Annotated in this window: 13 protein-coding genes; 3 read left to right on the top strand and 10 right to left on the bottom strand. The window is 72.2% G+C overall.

Features of this window, described 5'->3' with window-relative positions; genetic code table 11:
• The 9 genes from M8J73_RS26965 to M8J73_RS26925 all read right to left on the bottom strand — a co-directional run.
• On the bottom strand, positions 1 to 686 hold a 686-nt coding region (locus M8J73_RS26965; protein WP_249829168.1), incomplete at its 3' end, for an alpha/beta fold hydrolase.
• A 198-nt stretch (positions 687 to 884) separates the two neighbouring features.
• A complete protein-coding gene (locus M8J73_RS26960) occupies positions 885 to 1,754 on the bottom strand; it encodes an endonuclease/exonuclease/phosphatase family protein (protein WP_079055228.1) in 870 nt (289 codons plus the stop codon).
• Between the two features lie 58 nt (positions 1,755 to 1,812).
• Positions 1,813 to 2,217: a hypothetical protein gene (locus M8J73_RS26955; protein ID WP_055542508.1), complete on the bottom strand. Its 405-nt coding sequence runs from the start codon at positions 2,215 to 2,217 to the stop codon at positions 1,813 to 1,815.
• A 195-nt stretch (positions 2,218 to 2,412) separates the two neighbouring features.
• Complete coding sequence (locus tag M8J73_RS26950; protein ID WP_055542509.1) at positions 2,413 to 3,135, bottom strand: VOC family protein; 723 nt, start codon at positions 3,133 to 3,135, stop codon at positions 2,413 to 2,415.
• Between the two features lie 32 nt (positions 3,136 to 3,167).
• The gene (locus tag M8J73_RS26945; protein ID WP_240501724.1) at positions 3,168 to 4,271 is read right to left on the bottom strand and encodes a Rieske 2Fe-2S domain-containing protein; all 1,104 of its coding nucleotides are present in this window, start codon (positions 4,269 to 4,271) and stop codon (positions 3,168 to 3,170) included.
• 113 nt (positions 4,272 to 4,384) lie between these two features.
• Positions 4,385 to 4,927 carry an MOSC domain-containing protein gene (locus M8J73_RS26940; protein WP_206188041.1) on the bottom strand — a complete coding sequence of 181 codons (543 nt, stop codon included), beginning with the start codon at positions 4,925 to 4,927 and terminating at the stop codon, positions 4,385 to 4,387.
• Between the two features lie 132 nt (positions 4,928 to 5,059).
• On the bottom strand, positions 5,060 to 6,316 hold the full coding sequence (locus M8J73_RS26935) for a serine hydrolase domain-containing protein (RefSeq protein ID WP_249829167.1): 1,257 nt from the start codon (positions 6,314 to 6,316) through the stop codon (positions 5,060 to 5,062).
• Positions 6,317 to 6,448: 132 nt separating this feature from the next.
• Positions 6,449 to 7,294 carry a response regulator gene (locus M8J73_RS26930; RefSeq protein ID WP_249829166.1) on the bottom strand — a complete coding sequence of 282 codons (846 nt, stop codon included), beginning with the start codon at positions 7,292 to 7,294 and terminating at the stop codon, positions 6,449 to 6,451.
• A complete protein-coding gene (locus M8J73_RS26925) occupies positions 7,291 to 8,577 on the bottom strand; it encodes a sensor histidine kinase (protein WP_249829165.1) in 1,287 nt (428 codons plus the stop codon). Before M8J73_RS26925 ends, M8J73_RS26930 begins: the two co-directional genes overlap by 4 nt.
• 195 nt (positions 8,578 to 8,772) lie before the next feature.
• Between M8J73_RS26925 and M8J73_RS26920 the strand changes: the two genes are divergently transcribed.
• Positions 8,773 to 9,246, top strand: coding sequence for a carboxymuconolactone decarboxylase family protein (locus M8J73_RS26920; protein ID WP_055540072.1), 474 nt, complete (start codon positions 8,773 to 8,775; stop codon positions 9,244 to 9,246).
• Positions 9,247 to 9,306: 60 nt separating this feature from the next.
• On the opposite strand, the gene M8J73_RS26915 is transcribed toward M8J73_RS26920, so the two are convergent.
• Entirely contained in the window at positions 9,307 to 9,723 is a 417-nt protein-coding gene (locus tag M8J73_RS26915; protein ID WP_055540061.1) for a VOC family protein, read from the bottom strand.
• Between the two features lie 195 nt (positions 9,724 to 9,918).
• On the opposite strand from M8J73_RS26915, the gene M8J73_RS26910 reads away from it, so the two are divergent.
• Positions 9,919 to 10,329 (top strand): VOC family protein, encoded by a 411-nt coding sequence (locus M8J73_RS26910; protein WP_055540062.1) that lies wholly within the window; start codon positions 9,919 to 9,921, stop codon positions 10,327 to 10,329.
• A 177-nt stretch (positions 10,330 to 10,506) separates the two neighbouring features.
• Complete coding sequence (locus M8J73_RS26905) at positions 10,507 to 12,900, top strand: ATP-binding cassette domain-containing protein (RefSeq protein WP_055540063.1); 2,394 nt, start codon at positions 10,507 to 10,509, stop codon at positions 12,898 to 12,900.
• Positions 12,901 to 12,972 lie beyond the last annotated feature (72 nt).

The raw sequence follows: 12,972 nt of genomic DNA, 5'->3' as shown, positions 1-12,972 counted from the left end.
GTGCCGATGTACGAGCCGAACGACCGCCCGTAGTACGTCAGTTGCTCCTCTCCGAGGGCTCGGCGCAGCAGATCGATGTCACGGGCGACGTACTCGGTGCCGACGTACGGCAGCAGCGAGCCCGCGTTGTCGAGACAGGCCTGGTTGAACGCGGCGGCCTCGGTCAGCGCCGGCCCGAACGCGTCCGGCCCGGGCACGCCCTTGGCGTCGGTGACGGCCTTCGAGTAGCGGGTGTCGTCGAAGCAGGTGAGCGCCGAACTGCGGCCTACGCCGCGGACGTCGTAGCCGAACACGTCGAACGACTCGCGGAGGGCGGCCGGGAGGTCGTCGTAGTTGTTGCGGACGAAGTCCACACCGGAGTTGCCGGGCCCGCCCGGCTGCATGAACAGCGTGCCCTTGCGCTTGGCCGGGTCCGCGGCCTTCTTGCGCACCACCGCGAGGGTGATCTTCTGGCCGGTCGGGTTCCGGTGGTCGAGCGGCACGTCCGCGTTCGCGCACTCGTAGCCGCCCTGGCAGTCCGTCCACGCCAGGGACGGCACGGGCGGGGTCGGCAGGGTGTCCGGTGCCTTCGGCGAGGCCGTCGCCTGGGTCGCCGTCCCCGTGCCGGCGACGAGGAGAGCCGCCAGCGCGGCCCCCGCCATTCTCAGACGACCGAAACGTCTCGGTGCGCCATGGGATGTCGTCATGTGTCCTTCCCCCTGTGCTGGTCCTGCCCTCAAGTACCCACTGGTCAAGGTGAGTCGGGGCAATGTCTAGCTGCTCAGAGGGCAAAAAGGCGAGCGCGGTGCCACTGGGGCCGAGATTCCACGGGATCTCTCCACTACCCGGCGGTAGTCACCGTGACCGGAGCCGTCTTCGTACTCCGGGGCACGCAGCCCCGGGGCTCACCCCTCGGGTCGGGTGTCCCCGGCGGCCGCCCCGGCCGTGTCGACGTCGGCGTGCACCAGGTCGTGGTCCGAGACCGGGGTGCGGTGCACCCCCTGCTCCAACGGGGCGACGCCGCGCAGGAACACATAGTCGAACTTGAGCCGCCAGTCGGTGGTCACCTCGCAGTCCCCGGTGGCCGGAGGACGGCACCCGGGGTCCGCGTCCGTGGCCAGCGCCCACAGGGGGGCGAGTTCGGGGGCGTCCGGGACGGCGTTGAGGTCGCCGATGACGATCGCGCGGTCGTACCGGGCGACGGCCTTCGCCAGCACCCCGACCTGGCCCTCCCGGACCGCCTCCTGGCTCCGCTGGGCGAGATGGGTGTTGAACACCCGGACCGGCCTGCCGTCCACGGCGGTGGTGACCGCCAGGTACCCGCGCTCCTCGGAGCCCCCCTCGGGATAGAGCTTCTTGACGCGGTCGGTCATCGGCGCCGCCGAAAGGATCGCCTGCCCGAAGCCACCGGGCTTCCACGGCACCCCGCCGCAGCGGTTCCAGCTGCGCAGCACCGGCCCGTACTCGACGTGGTAGACCAGCCCGTGCAGATGCTCCAGATAGTCCCGGATCCGCTCGACGTCCCGTACGCACGCCTCCTGCACACCGATGACCTGCGGTGCGAAGCGGGCGATCTCCGCCGCCCGGTCGACGTCACTCGTGTCGCACGGGTTGCAGATGTTCCACGTCACGACCCGGTCGGGGACGACGTCCCGGACGGCCTTCACGGGCGCCGAGGCGCCGAACAGGCCCCCGCCCGGCGCACTGGGGCCGATGAGCACGACGCAGGCCACGCCCAGACCGCCCGCGAGCACACGCGTGCCCCTTCCGAGCACCCTCGCCTCCTCACCGCGGAACCCCACGCATCAGACGTCCACGTTCGAGGTTAAGCGATCACTTTCCGGTACCGGGGCTGCCCGGCACCCCGCCCCGCCGTGTGCCCAGCAGCACCAGCACGCTCCCGGTGAACATCAGGATGCCGAGGGGGACGTGCAGCGCCGGCAGATGGGCGATGCCGAGGACCACCTGGAGGGAGGCGAGGAGGAGGAAACCCGAGGCGTACAGGACGGGCCGGGGGGAGGCGCCGCCCGGCCGCCACGCGAGGACCGCGGCCAGCACGTGGAGCATGCAGGCCCCGTACATTACGCGGGCCCCCACGTCGTGCAGCAGCTCGCCGTGGGCGGAGGTCAGCAGCAGTCCGGCGGTGGCCGCCTGGAAGAAGAGCGTCAGGGTCTGCAGTGCGACCGCGATCCGCACGAACGTCAGCCCGCGGTACGCCGGTGCCGTGTCAACGGCCATGCCTCGTTCCCCTCTTCCGCCTCACGACGGAGCGCCGGTGGTGTTCCACCGATCCGACGCAGCAGGGCCGGGAAATGTGACACGGAGGGGTCCGGGCGGCTCGTCGCGGGCCGGGAACCGCCGTTCACGGACACGGCTTTGGGCCTGTTGCGAAAGCGATGTCGTCGCCCGAGGCCGCACGGCAGGCGCCGCTTTCTAGCGGGGCGTCAGGACGCAGAACTCGTTGTCGTCGGGGTCGAGCATCGTGATGCGGCCGTCCTCGCGGGGCGCCGGGTCGAGGAGCTTCGCGCCGAGGGAGAGGAGGTGGTCGACCTCCGCCCGCTGATCGCCGCCCGGGGGCGGGGCGAGGTCGAAGTGGAGGCGGTTCCTGCCGTGTTTGGGGGCGACCGGCGGGCCGCCCCAGGTGATCTTGGGGCCGCCGTGCGGTGACTGGATCGCGGTCTCCTCGTCCTGGTCCCAGACCAGCGGCCACTGGAGCGCCGCGCTCCAGAAGTACCCGACCGCCTGCGAACCGTCGCAGGCCAGCGCGCCGAGGAAGCCGCAGCCGGCGAGGAAGGCGTTGCCGGGCGGGATGACGCAGAACTCGTTGCCGTCGGGGTCGGCGAGCACCACGTGCCCCTCCTCGGGGCGCTGACCGACGTCGATGTGCCGCCCGCCGAGCCGGAGCGCCCGGTCCACCGTCTCCCGCATGTTCTCCGGCGAGGTGCTCGTCAGATCGAAGTGGATCCGGTTCGCGACGGTCTTGGGCTCGTCGCCGGGGACGAAGCCGAGACGGAACCCGTGCTCGTCGGCGGGCAGGACCGCGACGCCGTCCCGCGGGTCGTCGGAGAGCCGCCGTCCGAGGACGCCGACCCAGAACGCGGCGAGGTCCCGTGGGCGGCTCGCGTCGAAGCTGAGCGCGTACAGCTGACAGGTCATCCCCGTGTCTCCGATCAACTGGCCGATCGTCGTCAGGGCACCTTGTCGGCCCCCCGGGCGGAGCCTAGAGCTGACCGGTCGTCACCCGCAGCCCAATATTCGGCGGCCGGCAGCCCCCGAGCGGCCTCGTCGGGCGCCTGCGGCGGATAGAACTGGGCGTACCAGCGGCGTATCGCCCTGATGCCCTTCTCGTGCGGGAGCAGCACCGGACGCGGCTGGTGGATCTTGTGGTCCCAGATGCGGACCTCCTCGCGGACCTCGCCCAGCGCCTCCCTGCGGAAGACGAACTTGAGCAGGGGGGAGAGGAGGGCGGAGAGCAGGGGGGAGCGGGCCGGTCCGCGCAGGTGGTACAGCATCCGCAGCTCGCTCGTGCGGTCGTCGACGGGCGTGGTGAGCGCGACGGCGGTGACCGACAGCACGGGGCCGTGGGTGCGGACCACCATCACGCCCGGCCCGTACATGAACGCGTCGAAGGTGTTGTCGATGTCCCGGCCGAGCACCCGTCGGCTGAACGACCCGCGCGCCTCGGCGAACGGGCCGTCCGCCCGCCACCGCTGCACCGGTGGCTCGCTCTGCCCGTGGATGAAGTGGAAGTGGGACTCGTCGACGATGTTCTCGCGCATCTCCTGGATATGGATCCGCGCCCGGCAGGTGTCGTCGATCGGCCGGGTGAACTCCCGCGACACCGCCTCCGGGATCTCCGGCACCTCCCACGCGGGCTCGCCCGGCCCGACGTACACGAGGACGAGGCCGCTGTGCTCGCGCACCGGGAAGCCGCCGAGGGAGACCTTCGGGGTGCGCGCCGCGAACGGCGCCTCCACGCATCGCCCGTCCGCGCCGAACCGCCAGCCGTGGAAGGGGCACTCCACCGTGCCGTCCACGACCTTCCCGCCGACGCCGAGGTGCGCGCCGTAGTGCGGGCAGTAGGCGTCCCGTACGGCGGCCCGTCCGTCCGGCCCGCGGAACGCGATCAGCGCCCGCCCGAAGTAGTGCAGGCTGACGACCTTCCCCGGCGGCAGCTCCCGGCTCCGCAGCACCGCGTACCAGCCGTACGGGACGGCCGGCATCGGGTACTCGTCGGCTCGCGGATCGCGCGGCAGCTCCGCGTGCTTGTCATGGCGCCGCCAAAGTCGCATGGGGAAAGGGTAGCCGGACACCGCTCACTGTGGGTCAACCCGCGTGTACGAAAACGGAGTTGGCGTAAAGGCGTCGGTGCGGCGCTGGAGGGGTGAGGCGGTGGAGCGGGTGTTCAGACCCGGTCCAGCGGGCGGTGCGGGCCGCTCGGCAGCTCCACCCCGATCGGGTCGCCCGGGCGTACCACGCCGCCCTGCCGTACGACGCTCATGATTCCGGCCTTGCGCACGAGCCCGCCGGACTCGTCCCGGCTGACGACCTGCTTCAGCAGGCCCTTGCGGAAGGCGTCGATCTGGAGGCACGGGTTGCGAAGACCGGTCACCTCCAGCACCGCCTCGTCGCCCACCCTCAGCAGGGTGCCGACCGGCAGGCCGAGCAGGTCGATCCCGCGCGTGGTGATGTTCTCGCCGAGTTCACCGGGCGCCACGTCGAAGCCTTCCGCCGCGACCTCGGCGAACAACTCCTCGTGGATGAGGTGCACCTGACGGAGGTTCGGCTGGGTGGGGTCCTGCGCGACCCGCGAGCGGTGCTTGACCGTCACCCCCGCGTGGACGTCCCCCTCCACCCCGAGCCCGGCGAGCAGGGTGATTCCGTCCCGGTTCGGCTTGGTGAACGAGTACTCGGCGTTGCTGCTGACCGCCGTCACCGTCGCGCTCATCGTCGACCCTCCCCCTGTGTCCCCCGGATCACGCCCCCCGCGGAGCGCGTCCCGCGCCCCGGCCGGCCTGGTGGATCATGCCCCGAGGCCGATGACCCTAACCCGCGAGTAGCGGGGCCGGCGGAGGAAGGGTCAGCGGGCGGACACGGTGCCTTCGGGCATGCCGTACGCCGCCACCATGATCTTCTCGGCCACCTTGTTCATGTCCTGCCCCTTCGCGTCGGTGGAGTTGACGCTGTAGACGAGGGTGCGGGCGCCGTCGCGCGTGGAGGCGATGGCGGCGTTGTAGCCCCAGCGGCCACCCGTCTTGCCCCACACCTCCCGGCCGCCCAGCACCTTCATGGACAGGCCGACGGAGTACGCGGCGTCCTCGCCGGTCTTGAGGTCCGTCACCTTCGGCAGGGTGAACATCTCGTCCAGGAGCGGGCCGTCGGGGACGACCCGGCCCCGGAACAGCGCGTGGGTGAACCGCTCCAGATCCGCCGTGGTCGAGATGATGTCACCGGCCGCCCAACCGTCCGTGGCCCCCCACACGGACACGTCCCGCAGCCCGGTCGTCCCGTCGTCCAGGCGCATGGTCTGGTAGCCGTGGTTGTGGCGGCCCGCGATCCGCGGGTCCGTCCCCGGGAAGGTGGTGTCCCGCAGCCCGAGCGGCTTCAGCACGCGCACGCCGACCTGGTGCTCGTACGTGTCGCCCGTGACCCGCTCGATCAGCAGACCGGCGATCGTGTAGCCGATGTTGAGGTAGTGCTGGCGCCGCCCCGGCTCGAACTCCCGCGGCTTCGCCGTCGCCGACCGGACCAGGTCCCGAGGGTCGTGGATCCGGAAGCGGTCCGCGTACCACTCCTCCACGGTGGTGCCGGGGAAGTCGGGGGCCGGGATGCCGTGCGTGTGGTTCAGCAACTGCCGTACGGTCACGCCTTCGTACGACGCCGGGATCAGCTCCGGCAGATACGAGCGGGCGCTGCCGTCCAGGTCGATCCGGCCCTCTCCGGTCAGTTGCAGGACGACCGCCGCGGTGAAGACCTTGGTCACGGAACCGGCGCGGAACCGGGCGCCCGGATCCGCCGGCCGGCCACTGACCAGGTCGTGCACGCCGGAACTCCCCCGCCAGACCCCTTCGCGCCCGCCGACCCGCACGAGCGCGGCCGTCGCGTCGGCGGAGGGAAGCCCGGCGAGGGCGGCGGAGAGGCGGCGGGAGAGGGACGGGTCGGAAGAGGGCCCGGTGAGTGCGGGGGCGGGGGCGGCGGTGGGGGTGAGCGTAGGCGTGGGCCGTGCCGGGCCCGTGGTGGAGGCGAGGGCGGGCAGGGCCGACGGGCCCGCCGTGACGCCGAGGACGAGTGCCGTGGCCAGGACGGCGCGGAGGGCGGTCCTGCGCGGGTTCCTCATGGTCAACTCCGTGGGTGTGAGCCGTGGTTCATGACGACTCCATCCTGCTGACCAGCGGTTTCCCGGGGATCGCCCGCGCAGGCGGTCTTCGCGGGGCGGGTTCCTCGCCGACACGGGGGAGGAGCCCCGCCCCTACGCTCCCCCGAGCGGGGGAGTCCCGAAGAGTCCGGGCGCCGTGTCGCCCGCCGTGACGAGGCCCGTCTCGTACGCGCAGATGACCGCCTGGATACGGTCCCGCAGCCCCAGCTTGGCGAGGACGTTGCCGACGTGCGTCTTGACCGTGTGGTCGCTGACGACCAGCTCGGCGGCGATCTCCGCGTTGGAAAGACCGCGCGCGAGCAGCAGCAGGGTCTGCCGCTCCCGGCCGGTCAGCGCGTCCAGCCGGGGGTCGGGGCGCCGGGACCGGGATGCGGCGGGCCGGGTGTACTGCTCCACCAGCCGCCGGGCCACGGACGGCGCGAGCAGCGAGTCGCCCCGCGCCACCACCCGCACGGCGTGCGCCAGGTCGTCCCGGCGGACGTCCTTCAACAGGAACCCGCTCGCGCCCGCGTGCAGCGCCTCGTACACGTACTCGTCGGAGTCGAAGGTCGTCAGCATCACCGTCCGGCAGCGGGGGCGCGGGCCGTGCGGGCGGGCCGCGGTGGAAGGGCGGGCCGGGCGGGCCGCTCCCGCCGGGCCGTCCGAGCCGTCCAGGCCGTCCAGGCCGTCCGGGCTCTCCGGGCCGTCCGGGCGGGCCGCGGCCGTCGGGCCGTCCCCGTCGAGTCCGCTGATCGCCCGGCACGCCTCGATGCCGTCCAGGCGGGGCATGCGGATGTCGAGCAGCGCCACGTCGGGGGCGTGTCGGCGTACCGCCTCGACCGCCTCGGCGCCGTCCCCGGCCTCGGCGACCACCTCGATGTCCGGCTGGGCGTCCAGGATCATCGCGAACCCGCTGCGCACCAGCTCCTGGTCGTCGGCCACGACCACCCGGATCGTCATCGGGGGACCCCCGCCACAGGCTCCGCCGCCGGGGCCACGGGCATCCGGACCCGCACCCGGAACCCCCGGCCGTCCGGCCCCGGCCCGGCCTCCGCCGTACCGCCGTGCGCCGCCGCCCGCTCCCGGATGCCGACGAGCCCATGCCCACCACCGGCCCGGGCCACCACGCGGTTCTGCCCCCGTCCCAGCCCACCACCGGACCCGGTCTCCGCGCGGCCGTGCCCCCGTCCCTGCCCGCCGCCGGGGGCGGCCTGCGGGCCCCGGCCGTCGTCCGTCACTTCGATGTCCAAGTCCTGTTCCCCGTAGGTGAGTCGTACGGTCACCGTACGGGCCGCCGCGTGCCGGACCGTGTTCGTGAGGGCCTCCTGGACGATCCGGAAGACGGTCGCCGCCGTCGCCTCCGGCAGGGGCCGCGCCCGCCCCCGCGTGCCGTACTCGACGCGGAGTCCGCCGGCCCGGACCCGGTCGAGGAGGGCCGGTAGCTCGTCCAGGCCGGGCTGCGGCTCGCGCGGGGCCGCCCCGCCCGGCTCGTCGCCCTCGCGCAACACGCCCAGCATCTGCCGGAGTTGGACCATGGCGTCGCGCCCGGTCGCGGAGATGGCGTCGAACGCGGCCTCGGCGCGCTCCGGTGCCGTCCGCACCGCCACGGGGCCGGCCTCCGCCTGGACGATCATCAAGCTCACGGCGTGGGAGAGGATGTCGTGCATCTCGCGGGCGATGCGGGCGCGTTCGCGCGCCGCGGCCCGCTCGGCCTCGACATGCCGGTCGCGCCGGCGGGCGTCGGTCAGCCTGCCGAAGACATAGGCCGCCGCGAACACGAAGAAGGAGAAGGTGAGTTCGCGCAGCGAGCGGGAGTTGAGCCACACCCCGACCGGGACGGCGACCAGCAGCAGAAGCCCGGTGGCCAGCCGTTTGCGCGGCGACGACTGCGCGGCGACCGTGTGGACGATCACCAGCCCGGTGTACGGCAGCGGCTGGCCGGGGCCGTCCAGGGCCAGCCGGTACAGGGCGCTCGTCGCGAGGACGGTCAGCAGGACGGCGAAGGGAGCGCGCCGCCGCCACACCAGCGGGAGCACGGTGAGCGTGGTCAGCCCGTACGCCGGCCAGCTCGCCGGCTCCAGCTCGGGCGGGCGCGGCACCACGAACGGCATCGTCATCGCCGCCTGGACCAGCAGGGCGAGCCCGATGTCCAGGACCAGGGGCCTGGCCGAGGCCAGTGCCCTCCCGCGCTCCCACCACCGCCGCGCACTCCGCTGGACGGCCCCCCGTGCTTCCCCGCGCATGTTCCCCCCGGCCCGCCCGCTCCGTCCCCTGACGGAGGCGGGCTTCACGGTAACCGGCGCTCGCCGTACGGCACTTGCCGTCCGTGTGACCTTCCGTCCCGGCCGCTGTGACGGGCGTCACGCCGCGTCGTGTCACGTCTCGCCGGGCCGCCCCGTCGATGAGGTGTGAACGCCACGACGACCGAGGAGCGCACCATGGAAGCTCGACTGAACCTCTTCGCCAACCCGCTGGCCGGCAAGGTCCTCAAGCACCTCAACTCGGCGGGCAAGGCCCTGCTGGACTCGACGCTGCCGCACGCGACCCAGGAGCTGGTGAAGATCCGGGCCAGTCAGATCAACGGCTGCGGTTTCTGCACCGACATGCACACCAAGGACGCCGCGCACGCGGGGGAGAGCGTGCAGCGTCTCCACCTCGTGGCGACCTGGCGCGAGGCGACGGTGTTCACCGACGCCGAGCGTGCCGCCCTGGAGCTGGCGGAGCAGGGCACCCGGATCGCCGACGCGGCGGGCGGCGTCCCCGACGAGGTGTGGGAGAACGCCGCCAAGCACTACGACGAGGAGCAGCTCGCCGCCCTGGTGGGTCTGATCGCCCTGATCAACGCGTACAACCGCGTCAATGTGATCGTCCAGCAGCCCGCGGGCGACTACCAGCCGGGCATGTTCGGCTGAGCCCCCGACCGGCGCCCCACGCCGACGGGCGCCGCACGTCGAGCCCGGGGCTCCGCCCCCTCAGCCCCGCGGCTCGCTGATGTTGACCATCCAGGGGACGCCGAAGCGGTCCGTGCACATGCCGAAGACGTCGCCCCACATCTGCTTGTCGAGGGGAACGCTCACCTGGCCGCCCGCGGAGAGCTTCTCCCAGTAGCCGCGCAGCTCGGTGTCGTCGTCGCCGCTCAGACTCACGGAGTAGGTGAAGACGGGGGCGCTGTCCGCGCCGGTCGGTGAGTCCGCGCCCATCAGGGTGAAGCCGCTCGGCGTCTCCAGCATGCCGTGCATGATCATGTCGGCCTGGGGGCCGCCCTCGGCCTGCCCGAACGAGCCGTAGGTGTTGAGCACCAGCTCCCCGCCGAACACCTCCTGGTAGAACTCCAGCGCCTGCCGGGCGTCGCCGCCGAAGTGGAGATACGGGTTGAGTCGCGAGGCCATGGAACCTCCTGAAAGGAGCGAACGGTCGGTTGTCCGGAGACTAGACCCGGCCACTGACAACGGCACCCGGACGCCGGGCGCCGTCCCTCAGCGCCGGCCCCCTGCCGTGGGTCGTCCCGGCGGCGACCCGCGCTCGGCCCAACCGGTCAGGATTGGAGAAGCGCTGCCGCCGGGGCCGCGCCTAGCGTTACGGCCATGGACATCACCATTCACTGGACCTTCCTCCCGCACACCGACCCGGAGGCCTCGCTGGCCTTCTACCGGGACACCCTCGGCTTCGAGGTGCGCAACGACGTCGGCTACGAGGCCATGCGGTGGATCACCGTCGGTCCGGTCGGCCAGCCCGGCACGTCGATCGTCCTGGAGCCGCCGGCCGCCGACCCCTCCCTCACCGACGACGAGCGCCGCGCGATCACCGAGCTGATGGCGAAGGGCAGCTACGCCCGTCTCACCCTGGCCACCCCCGACCTCGACGACACCTTCGACCGGGTGCGGGCGAGCGGCGCCGAGGTCGTCCAGAAGCCGACGGAGCAGCCGTACGGCGTCCGCGACTGCGCCTTCCGTGACCCCTCGGGCAACCTGATCCGGATCAACGAGGTCCGCTGAGCCGTCCGTAAAACCACCGGACGCACCGCCGGTGAACTGGTTGGATCGAGCCGGTTGCCCTCCACGGCCGGCTCGTCGGCCGGTCACCGCCCCCCGTCGGTCGCCCCACCGGCCGGCTGCCACGCCCTCCCACGACACACCCGATCCGCACCGCGTCGCGCAACAGATGGAGACACGATGAGCACGGTCAAGAGGACGGACCCGCAGTCGCCCGAGCCGCACACGGCGGACAGCCACGATCTGATCCGTGTGCACGGGGCCCGTGAGAACAACCTCAAGGACGTCAGCATCGAGATCCCGAAGCGCCGGCTGACGGTGTTCACCGGTGTCTCCGGCTCGGGCAAGAGCTCACTGGTCTTCGACACGATCGCCGCCGAGTCGCAGCGGCTGATCAACGAGACGTACAGCGCCTTCCTCCAGGGCTTCATGCCCAATCTGGCCCGCCCCGAGGTCGACGTGCTCGACGGCCTGACGACGGCCATCACCGTCGACCAGCAGCGGATGGGCTCCGACCCCCGCTCCACCGTCGGCACCGCCACCGACGCCAGCGCGATGCTGCGGATCCTCTTCAGCCGGCTCGGCGACCCGCACATCGGCCCGCCCGCCGCGTACTCCTTCAACGTCGCCTCCGTCTCGGCGAGCGGCGGCATGACGATCGACCGGGGCGCGGACAAGACCAAGACCGAGAAGGTCACCTTCAGCCGCACCGGCGGCATGTGCACGCACTGCGAGGGCCGGGGCTCGGTCTCCGACATCGACCTCACCCAGCTGTTCGACGACTCCAAGTCGCTCTCCGAGGACCCGTTCACCATCCCCACCTACACCGGGGACGGCTGGGTCGTCCGGGTCATCACGGAGTCCGGCTTCTTCGACAAGGAGAAGCCGATCCGCGAGTACACGAAGAAGGAGCGGTACGACTTCCTGTACCGCGAGCCGACCAAGGTGAAGATCAACGGCGTCAACCTCACCTACGAGGGGCTGATCCCGAAGCTGCAGAAGTCGTTCCTGTCGAAGGACCGCGAGTCGATGCAGCCGCACATCCGGGCCTTCGTGGACCGGGCGGTGACCTTCGCCCGCTGTCCCGAGTGCGACGGCACCCGCCTCAGCGAACTGGCCCGGTCCTCGCGGATCGGGAAGCTCAACATCGCCGACGCGTGCGCGATGGAGATCCGCGACCTCGCCGAGTGGGTCCGTGCCCTGGACGAGCCGTCGGTGGCGCCGCTGCTCGCCAAGCTCCGCCACACCCTCGACTCGTTCGTCGAGATCGGCCTCGGCTACCTCTCCCTCGACCGGGCCTCGGGCACGCTCTCCGGTGGCGAGGCCCAGCGGACCAAGATGATCCGCCACCTCGGCTCCTCTCTCACCGACGTCACCTACGTCTTCGACGAGCCCACCGTCGGCCTGCACCCCCACGACATCGAGCGCATGAACAAGCTGCTGCTGCGGCTGCGGGACAAGGGCAACACGGTGCTCGTCGTGGAGCACAAGCCGGAGACCATCGCCATCGCCGACCATGTCGTCGACCTCGGGCCCGGCGCCGGCACGGCGGGCGGCACCGTCTGCTTCGAGGGCACCGTCGAGGGGCTGCGGGGCAGCGGCACCGTCACCGGCCGCCATCTCGACGACCGGGCGAAGCTGAAGGACACCGTCCGCGAGGCCACCGGCCACCTGGAGATCCGCGGGGCGACGGCGAACAACCTCCAGGACGTCGACGTGGACGTTCCGCTCGGGGTGCTCTGCGTCGTCACCGGGGTCGCCGGATCCGGCAAGAGTTCACTGATCCACGGCTCCATCCCGGCGCCCGAGGGCGTGGTCTCCGTCGACCAGACCCCGATCCGCGGCTCGCGCCGCAGCAACCCGGCCACCTACACCGGACTCCTCGACCCGATCCGCAAGGCGTTCGCCAAGGCCAACGGCGTCAAGCCCGCCCTGTTCAGCGCCAACTCCGAGGGTGCCTGCCCCACGTGCAATGGCGCCGGCGTCATCTACACCGACCTCGCGATCATGCAGAGCGTCGCCACCCCGTGCGAGGACTGCGAGGGCAAGCGGTTCGACGCGTCGGTGCTGGAGTACCGCTTCGGCGGCCGCGACATCAGCGAGGTGCTCGCGATGCCGGTGAGCGAGGCCGAGGAGTTCTTCGGCGGCGGCGAGGCCCACACCCCGGCCGCCCATCGGATCCTGCGCAGGATGGCGGACGTCGGCCTCGGCTACCTCACCCTCGGCCAGCCGCTCACCACGCTCTCCGGCGGTGAGCGGCAGCGCCTGAAGCTGGCCGTCCACATGGCCGACAAGGGTGGCGTCTACGTCCTCGACGAGCCGACCACCGGTCTGCATCTCGCCGACGTCGAGCAGCTGCTCGGCCTGCTGGACCGGCTCGTCGACTCCGGGAAGTCCGTGATCGTCATCGAGCACCACCAGGCGGTCATGGCCCACGCCGACTGGATCATCGACCTCGGCCCCGGCGCCGGACACGACGGCGGCCGCGTCGTCTTCGAGGGCACCCCCGCCGACCTGGTCGCCGCGCGCTCCACCCTCACCGGCGAACACCTCGCCGCGTACGTGGGCGCCTGACCCGACCGGTCACGGCACCGGGGACACCGGAGCACGACGAAACCCCAGGTCCACGACCTGGGGTTTTCCGTC

Source organism: Streptomyces neyagawaensis, from assembly GCF_023516595.1.
GTDB classification, from domain to species: domain Bacteria; phylum Actinomycetota; class Actinomycetes; order Streptomycetales; family Streptomycetaceae; genus Streptomyces; species Streptomyces neyagawaensis.
Note: the sequence above shows the minus strand (reverse complement) of the source record. Positions and strands in the feature narration are given on the sequence as shown.